The sequence below is a fragment of the Streptomyces gobitricini genome, assembly GCF_039532985.1.
Taxonomy (GTDB): domain Bacteria; phylum Actinomycetota; class Actinomycetes; order Streptomycetales; family Streptomycetaceae; genus Streptomyces; species Streptomyces gobitricini.
On record NZ_BAAASR010000016.1, the window covers coordinates 205171 to 223628 of the forward strand.

At 73.7% G+C, this 18458-nt stretch carries 16 protein-coding genes; 5 read left to right on the plus strand and 11 right to left on the minus strand.

All coding sequences use genetic code 11. From position 1 onward, the window contains the following. Positions 1–941 precede the first annotated feature (941 nt). Together ABD347_RS15240 and ABD347_RS15245 are read left to right on the plus strand one after the other, a co-directional pair. A complete protein-coding gene (locus ABD347_RS15240; protein WP_344361228.1) occupies positions 942–1970 on the plus strand; it encodes a P1 family peptidase in 1029 nt (342 codons plus the stop codon). Positions 1971–2144: 174 nt separating this feature from the next. Next, a complete protein-coding gene (locus tag ABD347_RS15245) occupies positions 2145–2870 on the plus strand; it encodes a DUF6227 family protein (RefSeq protein ID WP_425575664.1) in 726 nt (241 codons plus the stop codon). Positions 2871–2927: 57 nt separating this feature from the next. Here ABD347_RS15245 and ABD347_RS15250 read toward each other — a convergent pair whose 3' ends face one another. The 4 genes from ABD347_RS15250 to ABD347_RS15265 form a co-directional block, all read right to left on the minus strand. Further along, positions 2928–5240: a fructose-specific PTS transporter subunit EIIC gene (locus ABD347_RS15250; RefSeq protein WP_344361231.1), complete on the minus strand. Its 2313-nt coding sequence runs from the start codon at positions 5238–5240 to the stop codon at positions 2928–2930. Continuing rightward, entirely contained in the window at positions 5237–6190 is a 954-nt protein-coding gene (gene pfkB / locus ABD347_RS15255; RefSeq protein WP_344361233.1) for a 1-phosphofructokinase, read from the minus strand. The genes ABD347_RS15250 and pfkB overlap by 4 nt, the downstream gene beginning before the upstream one ends. Further along, positions 6187–6948, minus strand: coding sequence for a DeoR/GlpR family DNA-binding transcription regulator (locus tag ABD347_RS15260; RefSeq protein WP_344361236.1), 762 nt, complete (start codon positions 6946–6948; stop codon positions 6187–6189). Before ABD347_RS15260 ends, pfkB begins: the two co-directional genes overlap by 4 nt. A 189-nt stretch (positions 6949–7137) precedes the next feature. Continuing rightward, entirely contained in the window at positions 7138–8682 is a 1545-nt protein-coding gene (locus tag ABD347_RS15265; protein ID WP_344361239.1) for an MFS transporter, read from the minus strand. Positions 8683–8744: 62 nt separating this feature from the next. On the opposite strand from ABD347_RS15265, the gene ABD347_RS15270 reads away from it, so the two are divergent. Then, positions 8745–9710: a helix-turn-helix transcriptional regulator gene (locus tag ABD347_RS15270; protein ID WP_344361241.1), complete on the plus strand. Its 966-nt coding sequence runs from the start codon at positions 8745–8747 to the stop codon at positions 9708–9710. A gap of 210 nt (positions 9711–9920) precedes the next feature. Here the strand turns inward: ABD347_RS15270 and ABD347_RS15275 are convergent, their stop codons facing one another. Beyond that, on the minus strand, positions 9921–10928 hold the full coding sequence (locus ABD347_RS15275) for a sigma-70 family RNA polymerase sigma factor (protein ID WP_344361243.1): 1008 nt from the start codon (positions 10926–10928) through the stop codon (positions 9921–9923). A gap of 148 nt (positions 10929–11076) precedes the next feature. Between ABD347_RS15275 and ABD347_RS15280 the strand changes: the two genes are divergently transcribed. After that, entirely contained in the window at positions 11077–11598 is a 522-nt protein-coding gene (locus ABD347_RS15280) for a GNAT family N-acetyltransferase (RefSeq protein ID WP_344361245.1), read from the plus strand. Between the two features lie 47 nt (positions 11599–11645). Here the strand turns inward: ABD347_RS15280 and ABD347_RS15285 are convergent, their stop codons facing one another. Beyond that, positions 11646–12455, minus strand: a complete 810-nt coding sequence (locus tag ABD347_RS15285; RefSeq protein WP_344361248.1) for a dioxygenase family protein — start codon at positions 12453–12455, stop codon at positions 11646–11648. 114 nt (positions 12456–12569) lie between these two features. Between ABD347_RS15285 and ABD347_RS15290 the strand changes: the two genes are divergently transcribed. Then, positions 12570–13085, plus strand: coding sequence for a MarR family winged helix-turn-helix transcriptional regulator (locus ABD347_RS15290; RefSeq protein ID WP_344361251.1), 516 nt, complete (start codon positions 12570–12572; stop codon positions 13083–13085). Between the two features lie 108 nt (positions 13086–13193). Here the strand turns inward: ABD347_RS15290 and ABD347_RS15295 are convergent, their stop codons facing one another. The 5 genes from ABD347_RS15295 to ABD347_RS15315 form a co-directional block, all read right to left on the minus strand. Next, entirely contained in the window at positions 13194–14231 is a 1038-nt protein-coding gene (locus ABD347_RS15295; RefSeq protein ID WP_344361253.1) for a YeiH family protein, read from the minus strand. Continuing rightward, on the minus strand, positions 14231–14791 hold the full coding sequence (locus tag ABD347_RS15300; RefSeq protein WP_344361254.1) for a cysteine dioxygenase family protein: 561 nt from the start codon (positions 14789–14791) through the stop codon (positions 14231–14233). The genes ABD347_RS15295 and ABD347_RS15300 overlap by 1 nt, the downstream gene beginning before the upstream one ends. A gap of 84 nt (positions 14792–14875) precedes the next feature. Next, the gene (locus ABD347_RS15305) at positions 14876–15781 is read right to left on the minus strand and encodes a LysR family transcriptional regulator (RefSeq protein WP_344361257.1); all 906 of its coding nucleotides are present in this window, start codon (positions 15779–15781) and stop codon (positions 14876–14878) included. Positions 15782–15922: 141 nt separating this feature from the next. Beyond that, a complete protein-coding gene (locus ABD347_RS15310; protein WP_344361260.1) occupies positions 15923–17473 on the minus strand; it encodes an MFS transporter in 1551 nt (516 codons plus the stop codon). 192 nt (positions 17474–17665) lie between these two features. Next, positions 17666–18412 (minus strand): TetR/AcrR family transcriptional regulator, encoded by a 747-nt coding sequence (locus ABD347_RS15315; RefSeq protein WP_425575663.1) that lies wholly within the window; start codon positions 18410–18412, stop codon positions 17666–17668. Positions 18413–18458: the final 46 nt, after the last annotated feature.

Sequence of the window (18458 nt, forward strand, 5' to 3'; positions counted from 1 at the left end):
TGCGACCCCAGGAAGTGCGGCGGTCAGGTGTGCCGGTTCCTCTCCTCCCGGGAGTCCTCCCCGGGTTCCGCACCGGAGTCCTCACCGGGCCGGCGGCCGGTGTCGCCGGCTCCGCCGTCTTGTCGCCCGGCCGGGGGGCGGGGCGGTCGGCGGGTGGGCTCCGACGTGGCGTCGGGGCGAGCGGCCGGCGGTCCGGCCGCGTCGGTGGGGGCGGGCGGCTCGCCGGGCGCGGGATCACCGGTCGGGGCGGGCGGGGCGCCCGGACCTGCCTCACCCGTAGGTGCGGGGGCCTCTCGGGAGCTCGGCTCGCCCGTGGGGGCGGGGGCGGGGTGCGCCGGGTCGTCCGTGGGAGTGGGTGGGATGCGCAGGCCGGGGTCGCCGGTCGGGGCGGGCGGGGCGCCCGGACCCGGGTCGCCCGTAGGGGCGGGGGCCCCGCCCGGACCCGGCTCGCCGGTGGGAGCAGGAGGGTCGGCAGGGGCCGGGTCCGCCTGGGTGGGGGCGTCGTGCCGGGGCGGGTGGTCGGGGGACTGGGTCACGCGGCCACCGTAGGGGCAGGCGGTGCGGTTCGCGCGTTCTGGAGACTTCGTGAGGCACGGCTTCCCACGGATGGCGCCCGGCGACGGCGTCTCTGCCGCCGGTCGGACGGCTCCCCGCCCGGCGTGTGTCCGAACGAGGGGCTCGTCCTGGTTACTCGGACAGACCGGGAGTGGGCCGGAGCGCCGAGCCGGACTGCTTGCTCTTCCGCCGTGACGGTGAGTCCGGACCGGTCGTGTCCTGGAGTGCCGCGTGTCCTGGAGTGCCGCTGTGTTCCCACCACCGGGCGCCGGGGCGACTTCTCGGGCGCGACTTCTCGGGCGACTTCTCGGGCGGGTTCGTCGCGGCGGTGGCCTTCGGAGTCGGGTCTCGCTCACCGCCCGTACGGAGCGTGGTACGCAAGGGGGATGAATGACGCACTGACGGACGTGGTCGGTCTCCGGGTCGGGCACGCGCGCGTACCGGGGGACAACGCGCTCAGCGGCACCACGGTGGTCCTCGCGCCCGAGGGTGGGGCGGTCGCGGCCGTGGACGTCCGGGGCGGGGGCCCCGGGACGCGGGAGACGGACGCGCTCGACCCGCGCAACGTGGTCCAGCGCATCGAGGCGGTCGTCCTGACGGGTGGCAGCGCCTATGGGCTGGAGGCGGCGGCCGGGGTGATGGCCTGGTTGGAGGAGCGCGGGAGGGGCGTGCGTGTGGGACCCGACCCGTCGCAGGTGGTGCCGGTGGTCCCGGCGGCATGCGTGTTCGACCTCGGCCGGGGCGGCGACTGGAAGGCGCGTCCGGACGCCTCGACGGGGCGTGCGGCGGTGGAGGCGGCGGACGCCACCGGCCCCCGCGCCCCCGTGGAGTGCGGTGCCGTCGGCGCCGGGACCGGGGCGGTGATCGGCGGGATGAAGGGCGGGGTCGGTACGGCCAGTATGGTCCTGACGTCCGGGATCACGGTCGGCGCGCTGGTCGTGGCCAACGCGGTGGGTTCGCCGGTCGATCCGTCGACCGGCGCCCTGTACGGGGCGTACGGGGACGGGCCGGTCGAGCTGCCGGCACCCGAGGTGCACGCGGCGGCGGCACGACGGCTGGCGGAGGCGCTGGAGCGGAACGACTGGCCGCCACTGAACACCACGCTCGCGGTGGTCGGTACGGACGCGGAACTGACCCGGGCGCAGGCGCAGAAGCTGGCGGGGACGGCGCACGACGGTATCGCGCGCGCCGTGCGGCCGGTGCACCTGCTCAACGACGGCGACACCGTGTTCACGCTCGCGACGGGTGGGCGCCCGCTGCCCGACGCACATGGGCCGCTCGCGCTGAACGAGGTGCTGTCGGCCGGCGCCACCGTCGTGACCAGGGCAATCGTCCGGGCGGTGCGGGCGGCCCGGTCGGTGTCGGGGCCGGGTGGCGACTACCCCGCGTACCGCGATCTGTACCGGCTCGACTGACCGTTCCCAGGGCCGAGTTGGGCGGGGCGCACGGGAACTCGTGCCGCGCGCCCCTCGTTTTGTGGAAGTCGGACGCGTTGTCAGACCCAGGCACTACCTTAAGCAAGCATCAAGTGACACGCGGCGACGGCCTGGAGACCCCTCTTGAACGTTCCGAACGACGAGACGACCGAGATGCACGTGGAGCGCCTTCTGGGGCGGGCGCTCAACTCCTTCGATCTGCCCGACGCGCTGGTCGAGCGATTGGACTCCGCTCTGGCGCACGCCAGTTCACTGCACTCGTCGTACCACAGCGCGGCGCTCCGCCGGGTGACGTACCGGCATACGTACCTGCTGGCGGACGGCTCGTCGCTGACGCTGTGGGAGCTGGTGCACGCCACCGGGCGGGACGGCCGCGAGCAGCACGAGCTGTACGCGGACGAGACCGACGTACGGCTCGCCGCCTCCCGCCTGCCGGCCGGCCTCCCCGACCCGGAGGACGACCTGGACGTCGACCTGGACGCGGACCTGGAGCTGCTGGGCGCGTTACTGATCCGGCCGACGGCCCCCGCCCCGGTGGTGTACGTGCCGGACGACTCGGCGGACCACGCGCGCCGGGTGCTGCGTCGCGCGGAGAACGTGGACCGGCCCGGCGAGGCGGTGGCCTCGCGGCTGCGGAGCGCGTTCGCGCACCACATCAAGCAGGTCTTCGGCCGGCAGTGCGGCGTGGCCGGGAAGGACGCCGGGTTCACGCTGTACGAGCACGCGTTCCTGCTGCTGGACGGCAGCGAGATGAGCGTCTGGGAGGTGGAGCACACGGCGACGCCGGACGGCCGGCACATGTGCGAGGTGTACGAGGACGAGCACACCGCGCGCGAAGCCATGGAGCTCCGCGCGCGGGTGCGGGGGCGCGTGCGCTGACCGGCCCTGCCCCTTTCCGGGGCCGGGTCGTCGCAGCGGGGCGTCAGGGCGGGGGCGTCACGCTGCGACGGTGACCTTCCCGTGGTTCTCCCCCGGCTCGTCGGCCGCCGGCTCGGGGGGCGGCGTCCGGTGGGAGTGACCCTTGAGCAGGGTCACCAGAGCGGCGCTCACCAGCACGCCGGCGAGGACCGCGACCAGGTACAGCAGCGGGTTGCCGATCAGCGGGATGACCCAGACCCCGCCGTGCGGGGCGCGCAGGGTGCACTCGAAGAGCATCGACAGTGCGCCGGTGACCGCGCCGCCCGCCATCGCCGACGGGATGACCCGCAGCGGGTCGGCGGCGGCGAAGGGGATCGCGCCCTCGGTGATGAACGAGGCACCGAGCACCCAGGCGGCCTTGCCGTTCTCCCGCTCCGCCTTGGTGAACAGCTTGCCGCGCACCACCGTGGCCAGGGCCATCGCCAGGGGCGGGACCATTCCGGCGGCCATCACCGCGGCCATGACCTTGAGCGAACCCTCGTTGGGGTTGGTGAGGCCGCCGATGGCGAAGGCGTACGCGACCTTGTTGAGCGGCCCGCCCAGGTCGAAGCACATCATCAGGCCGAGGATCACGCCCAGGACGACCGCGTTGGCGCCGGACAGGCCCGACAGCCAGTCGGTCAGCGCCTTCTGGAGCGACGCGATGGGCTTGCCGATCACCAGGAACATCAGGAAGCCGACGATCGCCGACGAGACGAGGGGGATGACGACGACGGGCATGATGCCGCGGAGCGCGGCGGGCACGTCGACCCGCTGGATCGCCCGCACCACCGCGCCCGCGATCAGGCCGGCGGCCAGGCCGCCGAGGAACCCGGCGTCGATGGTGAGGGCGACGGCGCCGCCGACGAACCCGGGGACGAGGCCCGGCCGGTCGGCCATGCCGTACGCGATGTAACCGGCGAGAACCGGGATCAGGAAACCGAACGCCAGGGCGCCGGTCTGGAACAGCAGCGCGGCCCAGCTGTCGGCCTGCCCCCAGGCGAAGTTCTCGGCGACGGAGGGCGCCTTGTCGATGGCGTAGCCGCCGATGGCGAAGCCGAGGGCGATGAGGAGGCCGCCGGCGGCGACGAACGGGACCATGTAGCTCACGCCGGACATGAGCCAGGTGCGGAGCTTGGCGCCGTAGCTGTCGCCGGGTTCGCCCGCGTCGTCGACGGGGCTGCCGGTGGCCGCCGGGGCGGTGGCCTCACCGCGTACGGCCTTGTCACGCACCTCGGCGATCAGCTCCGGGGCCCGGTTGATCCCGGCCTTGACGCCGACGTCGACGGTGGGCTTCCCGGCGAACCGTTCCTTCTCGCGGACGGGGACGTCATGCGCGAAGATCACCCCGTCGGCGGCGGCGATGACCTCGGCGTCGAGCCGGGTGAACCCGGCGGACCCCTGCGTCTCGACGGCCACCTCGACGCCGGCGTCCCGTCCGGCGTTCTCCAGGGACTCGGCCGCCATGTAGGTGTGTGCGATGCCGGTCGGGCACGACGTCACGGCCACCACGCGGAACGGTGCGGAGGGTCCACCCGCGGGGGCTCCCGCCGTCCCCCTGGCGCCCTGCCGCACGCCGGGGTCACCGCCGGCCATCGCCCCCGGCTTTCCCGGCCTTCCCGGCTCACCCGACTTCCCCGGCTTCTCTCCGGCGGCAGGGGTTACGGCGGAAGGCGCCACGCCCGCGGCCGGGCCTCCAGCCGCAGCCGAGGTGCCCGGCGCGGCCGGGCCGGTCGGCGTGGTGTCCGCCCCGGGGCCGCTCGCCGTGAGGTCCACCTCGCCGGCCTGCCGTGCGGCGCTTCCCTCGCCGGTGGACGAGCCCGGGCCCCTGCCGGTGTCGGCGCCTCGCGCCGGGGGATGCGCCGTGCCGGAGGCGAGGCCCTCGGGCGGGCTCGGCGCGGGCCGCGCCTCCGCGTCGCCGCGGATCAGGGCGGCGGCGCCGGCCCGGGAGGTGGTCGTGCGGAGGGCGGAGGTGAACTCCGGGTCCATCAGGCGGCGGGCCAGGGACGACAGGATCGTCAGGTGGGCGTCGTCCGCGCCGGACGGAGCGGCGATCAGGAAGATCAGGTCCGCCGGGCCGTCCGGAGCGCCGAAGTCGATGCCGGGGCCCGAGCGGCCGAAGGCGAGCGTCGGCTCGGTGACGTGCGCGCTGCGGCAGTGCGGGATGCCGATGCCGCCGTCCAGGCCGGTCGGCATCTGCGCCTCGCGCGCCGCCACGTCGGCCAGGAAGCCGTCCAGGTCGGTCACCCGTCCCAGCCGCACCAGACGCTCGGCGAGCGATCGGGCCGCTTCTTCCTTCGTGCTCGCGGCCAGGTCGAGATCGACCAGGTCCGCGGTGATCATGTCGCTCATCGCGGGTTCCCTTGTTCGCTCAGGTATCGATCGAGGGGTACGTCGGCGGTCACCGTGACCGCCGCCGGGTCCAGGTCGGACGGGGTGGGCATCTCGCTGCCCGGCAGCCGCACGGCCGCGGCGCCGTGCGCCACCGCCGCCGCCAGGGCGGCCGGGCCTTCGCCGCCCGCGGCGAGGAAGCCCGCCAGGGAGGCGTCACCCGCACCGACGTTGCTGCGTACGGCGTCGACAGCGGCGTACCCGTAGAAGGCGCCGGCCGCGCAGACCAGCAGCTGGCCGTCCGCGCCGAGGCTGGCCAGCACCGCGCCGGCGCCCGCGCCGCGCAGCTCCTCCGCCGCCTTGAGGGCGTCGCCCACGGTGGCGAGGGGGCGACCGACGGCTCCGGCGAGCTCCTCGGTGTTGGGCTTGACCACGTCGGGGCGGGCGCGCAGCCCGGCCAGCAGCGCGGGGCCCGAGGCGTCCAGGGCGATCCGCGTGCCGTATCCGTGCGCACGGGTGACCAGGTCGGCGTACCAGGCGGGTCCGAGGCCTCGCGGCAGGCTGCCGCAGCAGGCGACCCAGTCGGCGGCGGGCGCGTGGGCGCCGACCGCCGCGAGGATCGCCTCCGACTCCCCCGGGGTCAGCCGGGGCCCGGGCGCGTTGATCTTGGTCAGTGTGCCGTCCGGTTCGGCGATCGCGATGTTGGAGCGGGTGTGGCCCTTCAGCGGGACGGGCGTCACCTCGATGCCCTCGTCGGCCAGCAGTTCGGCGACGAGGACCCCGGGGGTCCCGCCCAGCGGTACGACGGCGACGGTGCGCCGTCCGGCCGCGGCCACGGCACGGGAGACGTTGACGCCCTTGCCGCCCGGGTCCATCCGCTCGCGGGTGGCGCGCAGCACCTCGCCGCGGTCGAGGGCCGGGACTTCGTAGGTGCGGTCCAGGGACGGGTTGGGGGTGACGGTGAGGATCATGCGCGTACGACCTCCGTACCGGCCGCCTCGATGGCCGCCGCCTGCTCGGGGCCGAGTCCGGTGTCCGTGATGAGCAGGTCCACGTCGGCGAGGTCGCCGAAGCGGGCGAAGTGCTCCTCGGTGTGCTTGGCCGAGTCGGCGAGCAGTACCACGCGGCGGGCGGCGGCGATCATGGCGCGCTTCACGGCGGCCTCGGCGAGGTCGGGGGTGGTGAGCCCGCGTTCGGCGGAGAACCCGTTGGCGCCGAGGAGGAGGACGTCGGCGCGGATCTCGGCGTACGCCCGCAGTGCCCACGCGTCGACGGCGGCGCGCGTACGGTGCCGGACGCGTCCGCCGACCAGGTGGAGGGAGATGCCGGGGTGGTCCGCGAGCCGGAAGGCGACGGGCAGGGCGTGGGTGACGACGGTGAGCGAGCACTCGGGGGGCAGGCCGGCGGCCACCCTGGCCACGGTGGAGCCCGCGTCGAGGATGACACTGCCGTCCTCGGGCAGGCCGGCCAGCGCGGCGCGCGCGATGCGGTCCTTCTCGTCGGCGGCGGTGGACTCGCGCGCGGCGAGGTCGGGCTCGAAGTCCAGCCGCCCGGCCGGGATGGCGCCGCCGTGCACCCGGCGGACGAGTCCGGCGCGGTCCAGGGCCTTGAGGTCGCGGCGGACGGTTTCGGCGGTGACCTGCAACTGCTCGGCGAGGGAGAGCACGTCGACCCGGCCGCCCTCGCGGGCGAGACGCAGGATCAGCTGCTGGCGCTCCGGTGCGTACATGTGGTTTTACGTCCGATCAATGCCCGAGCTTGTGGTTTCTTCCCGCAGAGTACGTCCGATCTCGGGGGAAGTAAACAGAACCGGGCAAACGGAAGGCCCGGATCCGAGGCGGTCACGCCGCCTCGGATCCGGGCCGTCAGCCCTCCGCCCGGTCGGACGGGCCGGCACCGGACCTCAGTGGACCGGACCTCAGTGGACCGGCACGGGCTCCGGTTCCTCCGCCGCCGCCCCGGCGGCCGGCGCACCGGCGCCCTCCGCCGCCGCGCCCTCCATGTGCTGCTTCGGGCGACCCGGCAGCGCGAACATCACGGCGAAGATCACCAGGAGGACCGCGACGACCCACCACAGCGAGCCCTGGAAGGCGCCGGCGAAGGCGGCCCCGACCTCCCCGGGCGCGAGCCGCTGCTCGTCGATCGCTCCGAAGAAGACCACCGACACCAGCCCCAGGCCCAGCGCGGTGCCCATCTGCCCGGTCGTGTTGATCAGGCCCGACGCGGACCCCGCGTGCTCGCGCGGCACGTCCGACAGCACCGCGTCCGTCAGCGGCGCCACGATCAGGCCCATGCCGGCGCCCATCACGATCAGCGGCGCGACCATCTGCCAGGGCTCGATCCCGGTCCCGTACCGCCCGGCCTCCCAGATGTAGAGGAGCACCCCGGCGACCATCGTCAGCGCGCCCGCCTGAAGCACCTTCCGCCCGAAGCGCGGCACCAGCTTCTGTACGGACATCCCGGCGGCGGCGGACACGGCGATCGAGAACGGCACACCGGTCAGACCGGCCTTCAGGGGGGTCCAGCCCAGCCCGATCTGCATGTACAGCGTCCAGACCAGGAAGAAGATGCCCATCACCACACCGAAGGTCAGCTGCACCGCGATGCCCGCCGCGAAGCTCTTCACCCGGAACAGCGACAGCTCGACCAGCGGTGATCCGTCCTTGCGCGTCTTGTGCCTCTCGTACGCCACGAACGCGCCGAACACCGCGAGGCTCGCGACCATGCACGCGTGGCCCCACAGCGGCCAGCCCAGCTCGCGGCCGCGCGTCAGCGGGTAAATCAGCATGAGCAGGGCGAGGGTGACCAGGGCGACGCCGACCAGGTCCAGCCGCATCGCCCGTTCGGCGCGCGACTCGGTGATGAACTTCCGGCCCAGGATCAGCCCGGCGATGCCGACGGGCAGGTTGATCAGGAAGATCGGCCGCCACTCCAGCCCGAACAGGTTCCACTGCGTCAGCAGCGCGCCCAGCAGAGGCCCGGAGACGGCCCCGAGCCCCACGACCGCGCCGAACATCCCGAAGACCTTGCCGCGCTCGTGCGCCGGGAAGGTGACGTGGACGATCGCCAGCACCTGCGGGACCATCAGAGCCGCCATCGCGCCCTGGAGCAGCCGGGAGGCGACCAGCATCCCCGGGTTCACGGCGAAACCGCACAGGGCGGACGCGACGGTGAATCCGGCCATGCCCACGAGGAAGAGCCGCTTGCGTCCGTAGATGTCGCCCAGACGCCCGCCGGTGATCAGCCCGGCGGCGAAGGCCAGCGCGTAACCGGCGGTGATCCACTGGATCGCGCCGAACGAAGCGGACAGGTCCCGCTCGATGCTGGGAATGGCGATGTTGACGATGGTGACGTCGACGAGGTCCATGAACGCGGCCGTCATGACGATGGCGAGTGCCAGCCATCGCCGGCGGTCGGCCGCCGCCGACGCCGTACCCGTGGTGCTGGTGGTGAAGGAGGTCATGCCGGAAAACTAATCGCCATATAGGTCAGGTCATGTCCTACTGGGCGCGCATCCTGGAAGGCATGACGGACACTCCGGCACGACTCCTGAATCTGCTGTCGCTCCTCCAGACGCCGCGCGAGTGGCCGGGCAGCGAGCTGTCCGAACGGCTCGGTGTGAGTCCCCGTACGATCCGCCGCGACATCGACCGGCTGCGGGATCTCGGCTACCCGGTCGAGGCGAGCCGCGGCGCGGTCGGCGGATACCGGCTGGTCGCGGGCGCCGCGATGCCGCCGCTGCTGCTGGACGACGAGGAGGCGGTAGCGATCGCCGTGGGGCTGCGCGCCGGGGCGGGCCATGCCATCGAGGGCATCGAGGAGGCCGCGGTACGGGCGCTGGCCAAACTGGAGCAGGTGCTTCCGTCGCGGCTGCGGCACCGGGTCGCCACCCTGCAGAACGCGACGATCCCGCTGACGCGCGGCGACGGCGCGACGGTCGCCCCGTCGACGCTGACGACCCTCGCCGCGACGGTGACCGCCCATGAGCGCCTCCGGTTCGGCTACCGGGCGGGCGACGGGACGGAGTCGAAACGGCAGGTGGAGCCGTACCGCCTGGTGTCGACCGGCCACCGCTGGTACCTGGTCGCGTACGACCTGGAGCGCGAGGACTGGCGGACGTTCCGCGTCGACAGGGTCGCCGAGCCGTTCGCGACGGGCGCCCGGTTCACGCCGCGCGAGCTGCCCGCGGGCGACGCGGCGGAGCTGCTGTCGCACACCACGTCACGTACGCAGCCCGACCACGAGGTGGACGTCACCTTCGCGGCACCCGCGCAGTTCGTGGCCGCCCGGCTGCCGGCGCACCTGGCGCCCGCGCCGACGGGGCCCGACAGGTGCCGGCTGCGCGCGCGGTCGGCGGACTCCGTGGAGTGGCTGGCGCTGCGCCTGGCGCTGGTGGACTGCGAGTTCACCGTGCACGGCCCGGACGCCCTGACCGCGTACGTCGCCGCCCTGGCCGCCCGCCTGGCCCGCTCGGTGCCCGCGGCGCCCTGAACCCCGGCCGCACGGCGCGGACCGGCCGGACCGGGCCGGCCGGCCGGGGTACGACGACGCGGCCGGGCCGGGGGTACGACGACGCGCTGGGCCGGCCGGGGTACGACGACGAGGCCGGGCCGGGGGTACGACGACGCGCTGGGCCGGCCGGGGTACGACGACGGCCCCCGCCACAGGGGCGGGGGCCGGGGCGCCGGTGCCCCGTGGGGCTTACGCCGCCGCGTCGAAGCCGGTGTCGCGGGCCATGCGCTTCAGTTCGAGCAGCGCGTGCTTCTCGATCTGGCGGATCCGCTCACGGGTCAGGCCGTGCTCCTTGCCGACCTCGGTCAGCGTCCGCTCACGGCCGTCCTCGATGCCGTACCTCATACGGATGATCGACGCCGTACGGGTGTCGAGCTTGCCGATCAGCCCGTCCAGCTCCTCGCTGCGCAGCAGCGTCAGCACCGACTGCTCGGGCGACACCGCGGAGGTGTCCTCCAGGAGGTCGCCGAACTGCGTCTCACCGGCGTCGTCCACCGACATGTTCAGCGACACCGGGTCGCGCGCCCAGTCCAGGACGTCGATGACCCGCTCCGGGTTGGAGCCGAGCTCGGCGGCGATCTCCGCCGGCTCCGGGTCCCGGCCGTGCTCGCGGTTGAACTCGCGCTGCACGCGGCGGATGCGGCCCAGCTCCTCCACCAGGTGCACGGGGAGGCGGATGGTGCGCGACTGGTCGGCGATCGACCGGGTGATGGCCTGGCGGATCCACCACGTCGCGTACGTCGAGAACTTGAAGCCCTTGGTGTAGTCGAACTTCTCCACCGCCCGCACCAGGCCGGCGTTGCCCTCCTGGATGAGGTCGAGGAGGGGCAGGCCACTGCGCGGATACCGGCGGGCGACGGCGACGACGAGACGCAGGTTCGACCGGATGAAGACGTCCTTGGCGCGCTCACCCTCGGCCACCAGGCGCTCCAGCTCCGCACGGGACGCGCCCGCGGCGTCGGAGTCCACCTCACCGTCGAGGATCTGCTGGGCGAACACGCCCGCCTCGATGGTCTGGGACAGCTCGACCTCCTTGGCGGCGTCGAGCAGGGGCGTGCGCGCGATCTCGTCGAGGTACATGCCGACCAGGTCGCGGTCGGCGATCTCCCCGCCCACGGCGCGCACGCTGCTTGCCCGGTCCGTGGTCCTGGCCCCACCGGGGGCGGACTGACGACGGGCGACGGCACGGGTTGCCATGCGAGCTCCCTTGCTGAGTAGGTCGCGACACCCTCCCGGGTGCCCTGCATCCGACGGAAACAACGACTGGAATCCGGACAGAATTCCCATGGCGTCCGTCGATTTCCCGGATCTTGCAGTACCCTGTGCCGCCACCGAGGGAGGTCGAATGCCGCACGGGGGCGAAGAGGTGCAGGTCAGGCCGGGGACGGAAGGTGACCTCAGAGCCCTCACGGACATCTACAACCACTATGTCCGTGAGACGGCCATCACATTCGACACCGCCCCTCTCACCACCGAGGAGCGACGCCCCTGGCTGCGCTCCCACCCGGAGGACGGCCCCCACCGCCTGCTGGTCGCCCACGGCGCCGGCGGCGCCGGACCGGTCCTCGGGTACGCGACCTCCAGCGCCCTGCGCCCGAAGGCCGCGTACTCCACCTCCGTCGAGGTGAGCGCCTACCTGGCCCCGGAGGCGGCCGGCCGGGGCGTGGGGACCCTGCTCTACGCGCACCTCTTCGAAGCGCTGGCGAAGGAGGACGTACACCGCGCCTACGCCGGGATCGCGCTGCCCAACGAGCCGTCGGTGCGCCTGCACGCCCGTTTCGGCTTCCGGCACGTCGGCACCTACGCGGAGGTGGGACGGAAGTTCGGGCGGTACTGGGACGTGGCCTGGTACGAGAAGGCCCTGTAGCCGGGGCGGGCAGGCACCGCGACGGGACGGAGGCCCGGAGCCGGGGGCTACCCGAACTGCACCGACCGCTTCGCCAGCCCCATCCAGAACCCGTCGACGACGCTGCGCCCGCCGGCCAGGTCGCCCGCCGCGTCGGCGGCGCCCAGCGTCACGAAGAGGGGCGCGAAGTGTTCGGTACGCGGGTGGGCGAGCGCGCCGGCCGGCGAGGCGTGCGCGAAGTCCAGCAGCGCGTCCACGTCCCCGGCGTCCAGCGCCCGCCGCCCCCAGTCGTCGAACTCCGCCGACCAGGTGGGGACGCCCGCGTGCCGCAGCGCCGCCAGGTTGTGGGTGAAGAACCCGCTCCCGACGATCAGCACCCCCTCGTCGCGCAGCGGCGCCAGTCTGCGCCCGACGCCCATGAGGCGGGCCGGGTCCAGCGTGGGCAGGGACATCTGCAGGACCGGCACGTCGGCGTCCGGGTACATCTCGACGAGCGGGACGTACGCCCCGTGGTCCAGCCCCCGGCCGGGAAGGTCCCGCACGGGCGTGCCGGGCCCGCGCAGCAGCTTGCGCACGGACTCGGCGAGCCGGGGCGCGCCGGGGGCGGGGTACCGCACCCGGTAGTAGTGCTCGGGGAAGCCCCGGAAGTCGTACACCAGCGGCGCGGTCACGGTGGCGCCGAGGGTCGTCGGGGCCTCCTCCCAGTGGGCGGAGACCATCAGGATCGCGGAGGGCTTCGGCAGGCGGGCGGCCCAGTCGGCGAGCTGGCCGGGCCATACGGGGTCGTCGGCGAGCGGCGGGGCGCCGTGGGAGAGGTAGAGGGCGGGCATCCGCGCCGCCTCACGCCGTACGGGCTCCAGCTCCTCGAAGGCTTTCATGGCCGCGACTCCTGACGTGCTTCTTCCACCATACCTACTTGAATATTCAAGCAGACTCGCCCATGAGCGTATCGACCGTTTGTTCAACTTTCAAGAAGCCGTAGAGTGGGATACATGGATACGGCACCGAACGGCGGCGGCGGCGAGCAGCCGCGCTGGCTCAGCGACGACGAGCAGCGCGTCTGGCGTGCGTACCGGCACGCCACCACGCTGCTGGAGGACCATCTCGACCGTCAGCTCCAGCGCGACGCCGGAATGCCGCACATCTACTACGGGCTGCTCGTCCAGCTCTCCCAGGCCCCGCGCCGCCGCATGCGGATGACCGAACTGGCCAAGGACGCCAAGATCACCCGGTCCCGGCTGTCGCACGCCGTGGCGCGCCTGGAGAAGAACGGCTGGGTACTCCGCGAGGACTGCCCCTCCGACAAGCGCGGCCAGAACGCGTACCTGACGGACGCGGGGTACGAGGTGCTCAAGCGCAGCGCGCCCGGCCATGTCACCGCCGTACGCCAGGCGTTGTTCGACCGGCTCAGCCCCGAGCAGGTCGGCCAGCTCGGCGAGATCATGCGGGTCATGGCGGAAGGCCTCCAGCCCTCGGACCCCGACGCCGACCTGCCCTGGCTCCGCTAGCCGCGCCATCGGAGGCCCTCACGGCCTGGCCGCCAGGCCGCCAGGCCGTCAGCCCCGGGCCGTCAGGCCGCCAGGCCGTCAGGCCGCCAGGCCGTCAGCCCCGGGCCGTCAGGTCGTCAGCAGGACGCCCGCGTACGACGCCACCGCGACGATCACCCAGGCCGTCAGCCCCAGCACGGCGACCCGCGCCCCGGTCCGGGAGAGCGTCGGCAGGTGCACCGCGCTGCCCAGACCGAACAGGGCGGCGGCGAGCAGGAGTTCCTGCGCCGTCCCGGCGGCCTCCAGGGCCGGCCGCGGCAGCCACCCGGTCGTGCGCAGCGCCACCATGGCGAGGAACCCGGCGACGAACAGCGGCACGAGCGGCGGGCGCCGCCCCCCGGGCGCGGCACGCCCCCGGCGCCGCGCCGCCACCACCAGCGCCGCGACCAGCGGCGCCAGCAGGGCGACGCGCATGAGCTTGACCAGCACCGCCTCGCCGAGCGCGGCCGGTCCGGCGGTCTGCGCGGCGGCGACCACCTGGCCCACGTCGTGCACGCCCGCCCCCACCCAGCGCCCGAACTGCGCGTCGCTCAGCCCCAGAGGGCCGTGCAGCAGGGGAAGCACCGCGATGGCGAGCGTGCCGCAGAGGGTGACCAGGGCCACCGACGTGGCCATGTCGTCCTCGTCGCTGTCCCGCACCGCGCCCACCGCGCCGATCGCCGACGCCCCGCAGATCGCGTACCCCGCGGCGATGAGCACCGGCCGGTCACCCGGCAGGCCGAGGCGGCGCCCCAGCCACCAGGTGCCGCCGAAGGTGGCGGCCACCACGGCCAGCACCATCGCGACGGTCCACCAGCCCACGCCCAGGACGTCGGCGAGGCTCAGCTTCAGCCCGAGCAGGACGACACCGACACGCATCAGGCGCTTGGCCGCCAGGGTCAGGCCGGGCCGGCAGCCGCCCCGGACGCGGTCGCGCAGCCCCGGCGTGTGGGCGGCGGCGACACCCAGGACGACGGTGGCGGTGAGCATCGGGACGGCCGGCACGGCGAGGTGCGCCAGCCAGGCCGCGGCGACCCCGGCCGCGGCGAGCGCGAGACCGGGCACGGGGGAGGGCCCCGCCCGGCCGCCCGCCGCGAGGGGGCGCAGGCGTGGGCCGACGAGCGCCATCAGCGGTCCGCGGGCAGGCGGTAGAGGCGCCGGACGCTGGTGCCCAGGCGGGTGATGTCGGCCCCGTAGACGTGCAGGGACAGGGTGGTGCGGTCGCCGCTGTTGCGTACGGAGTGGATGTCGCCGGGCGGGGCGAGGGCGGCGACCTCGCCGGCCCGGCTGATCACGTCCTCGGTGGCGAGCAGCCGGGCGGAGGCGCCGTCCGGGACGAGCTGGTAGCGCCGTTCGTGCTCCTCGCCCCGGTGGACGCCGGTCGCGCACCACGAGACGTGGTCGTGGATGGGCGTGGACTGCCCGGGCAGCCAGACGAGGGCGACGACGGAGAAGCTGCCGTCGGGCTCGGCGTGCAGGACGTGCTGGCGGTAGTGGGCGGGGTCGGAGGCGCACTGCGCCGGGGTGAGCAGGTCCGGCGCGCCGAGGTGCGGGGCGATGCGTTCGGCCACGAGTCGGGAGGTCGGTTCGGGCGGCAGCCCGCGCCCCACGGCCTCGCGTACCGCGGTGACGAGAGCACGAAGGCGTTCGGTGGTCGGGCCGGCGGCGGCAACGGGGATCGTCGTCATGGCGGCAGGGTCCGCCCCGCCGAGCCATCACGTCCAAGGAGGGTTCTTTGCCGGACACCCAACCAGCGCTTATGGGTGGGGGGTTCAGCAGCCGGTCCTGGACTCGGCCACCGTGACGATCTCGTCGAGCATGAGGGCCGTCGCGGGGATCCGGAGATGGTCGCGCAGGACGTACGCGTACACCTGGCGCCGGGTGTGGGGTTCGACGATCCGGCCGGTGACCTTGTCGTGGCAGAGGAACGACAGGACGAGTGCGGGCACCATGGCGATGCCGACGCCGGCCGCCACGAGGCTCTGCATCACCAGGTTGTCGTCCGTGGTGCAGGCGATGTCGGGACTGAAGCCGGCCTCGGCGCAGGCGTGCAGGAAGTTGGCGTTGCAGCGCGCGCAGCCGGCGATCCACCGCTCGTGCGCCAGATCGGCCAGGTGCACGGCCCGGCGGCGGGCCAGCGGGTGCCCGGTGGGCAGGAGCACCGTCAGCGGGTCCTCCAGCAGCTTGAACTCGTCGAGTTCCTCGGGGACGTCGACCCGCAGTCCCGGATAGCTGAAGGCCAGGGTGATGTCGCACTCGCCCCTGGCCACCATCCGCAGCGACTCGGGCGGCTCGCTCTCCACCAACTCGACCCTGACGCCCGGGTGCCGGGTCGCCATCCGGGCCATGGCCTCGGGCAGGATCGTCGCTCCGGCGCTGGGGAAGGCGCAGACGCGCACCCGTCCGGAGCGCAGCCGCGCTATGGCGTCGATCTGTTCCTGGGCGGCGGCCAGGCTGTCGAGGATCGTCCCGGAGTGCCGGGTGAGGGCCTCCCCCGCCTCGGTGAGCCGCAGGCCACGTCCGACGCGGGTGAACAGCGGCGTGCCGACGTCCCGTTCGAGCGCCTTCATCTGCTGGCTGACGGCCGGCTGTGTGTACCCGAGGGCGCGGGCGGCCGCCGTATAGGAACCGGTCCTGACCACTTCATGGAAGGTCTTGATGTACCGGGAATCGAACACGGTCGAAAGCATAAGCAGAAATTGGGATACGGAAAGGGGCGCTCCTCGCCACCTCGGTGGCGGAGAGCGCCCCTCCCGGTACGTCCGTACGCCGTTGCCGCCGTACTCCCGTGATCCCGTACTCCCGCGCTTCCGGGCGCGTCAGTGCGCGACGACCGGGATCCTCGCCTCGCCCTCGACGTGGTCCCCGTCGCCACCGCCCGCGTCCGGCCGTGAACCGACGCCCGGACGGCCGGTGTTGATGAACGTGACCGCGATGACGGCGGACACCACCAGGATGCCGACCGCCCACCAGATGGCGGCGGAGTACCCCTCCACCATGCCCTGGAGCTGGAGCAGCTTCCGCGCCTGCGGGGAGGCCGCGGCGGCCGCGTTCTCGGTGATGTACGCGGTGGTGGCCGACGCGGCGATGGTGTTGAGCAGCGCCGTGCCGATCGCGCCGCCGACCTGCTGCGAGGTGTTCACCATCGCGGAGGCCACACCGGCGTCCCGGGCCTCGACGCCGTGCGTCGCCAGGGACATGGCCGGCATGAAGGCCGTACCCATGCCGAGACCCAGCAGGAGCTGCGCGGGCAGGATGAGCCCGGCGTACGACGATCCGACCTCCAGTTGCGTCAGCAGCAGCATGCCGGTGGCGGCGGTCAGGAAGCCGGGACCCATCAGCAGCCGGGGCGCGACGCGGGTCATCAGCCGGGCACCGATCTGCGTCGAACCCGTGATCATGCCGACGATCATCGGCAGGAACGCGAAACCGGTCTCGACCGGCGAGAAGCCCTTGACGATCTGGAGGTAGTAGGTGAGGAAGAGGAACAGGCCGAACATCGCGATGACGGCGAGTCCGAGGGAGAGGTAGACCCCGCCCCGGTTGCGCTCGGTGATCACGCGCAGCGGCAGCAGCGGCGACTTGACCTTCGCCTCGACGGCGAGGAACGCCCCGAGCAGCACGGCGGACGCGACGAACAGGCCGATGGTGCTCGCGTCGGACCAGCCCTGGGACTCGGCGCGGGTGAAGCCGTACACCAGGGAGACCAGACCCAGGGTGGACAGGACGACGCCCGGGATGTCGAGCGGCGAAGGGTTGCGCCCGCCGGCCGGCTCACGGATCACGAAGTAGGCGCCCGCGGCGGCGACGACGGCGAAGGGGATGTTGACGAAGAACGTCCAGCGCCAGTCGAGGTACTCGGTGAGGACACCGCCGAGGATCAGGCCCACGGCGCCACCGCCACCGGCGATCGCACCGTAGATGCCGAACGCCTTGGCGCGCTCCTTGGCGTCGGTGAACATCACCGCCAGCAGGGACAACGCGGCGGGTGCGAGCAGCGCGCCGAAGGCGCCCTGGAGGGCGCGCGAGCCGAGCAGCATCGCCTCGCCGGTGGCCGCGCCACCCAGCGCGGAGGCGGCGGCGAAGCCCAGCAGGCCGACGACGAAGGTGCGCTTGCGGCCCCACAGGTCGGCGATACGGCCGCCGAACAGCAGCAGTCCGCCGAAGGCGAGGGCGTAGGCGGTGATGACCCACTGGCGGTTGCCGTCCGAGATCCCCAGGTCCTGCTGGGCGGAGGGCAGCGCGATGTTCACGATCGTCGCGTCGAGCACGACCATCAGCTGGGCCAGGGCTATGAAGACCAGCGCTTTCCAGCGGCTGGGATCAGGGGCGAGGCCGGCGGAGAGAGGACCGGAAGGCGTTTTCGGCATGGGAGCGGCCACCTAGGGGCTCGGAAACGGCGAGAAACGGACGTAAGGGTGCGGGGAAGCGGGTCGGTCGCGCGGGCGGGCGTGGCGTAGTGGCGTAAGGGCAGGGGCGGGGAGGCGGGGCGTAAGGGCGGGGGGCGTCATCGGTGCCCGCCGCGGGGGGCGGGGGCGTCATCGGCGCCCGCCGCAGGGGGCTCAGAGCTCGCGCCGGAGGTCCTCCAGGGTCGCGGCCGTCCCGGGGAGCTCGGAGCGCGCGGGCGTCTCCAGGCCGTCGAGGAACAGCTGCAGATGGCGGTGTACGAAGCGGTCGAAGTTCGGGCACGCGGAGCCGGGCAGCGGCCGGGTCAGCTGGGAGAGGCCGACCAGCAGGTCCCCCACGGCGACGTCGGTGCGCAGCCGTCCGGCCGCCTGCGCCCGGTCGAAGAGGGCCTGTACGGCCTCCTCCAGGCGCCCGCGTTCGGCGAGCAGTTCGGGGTGGTCCTTGTCGAAGGCGCCGGAGAGCATCGGGCACAGGGCACCGATCCGCTCGTCGGCGGCGGCGTGGGTGAAGCGGCGCAGCGCCTGGAAGGCGTCGGTCTCCTCGGCGGCCGCTTCCAGGGCCCGCTCGGTCGTGCGGGACATCACCGACAGGACGACCTCGTGGATGAGCGCGTCGCGGTCGGGGAAGTGCCGGTAGAGCGTGGCGTTGCCGACCCCGGCCCGGCGGGCGACCTCGTCGAACGGCACCTCGGGACCGAACTCGACGAACATCTCGCGGGCCGCCGTCACGATCCGCTCCCGGTTGCGCAGGGCGTCCGCCCGGGGGCGGGGCGCGGGGCGCGGGGCGGCACCACCGACGGCGCTGGTGCTGGGGCTGGTGCTGGGGCTGGCGCTCGTCACGGTCACTCCCTCTCTTGGCGCGTAACCGGGGACCGTTTCCCCGCTTGTCGGCGACACAGGCATAAACGGGGAGTCCGTCCCCGGTTAATCCCGGTCCGCCTGTGACGTA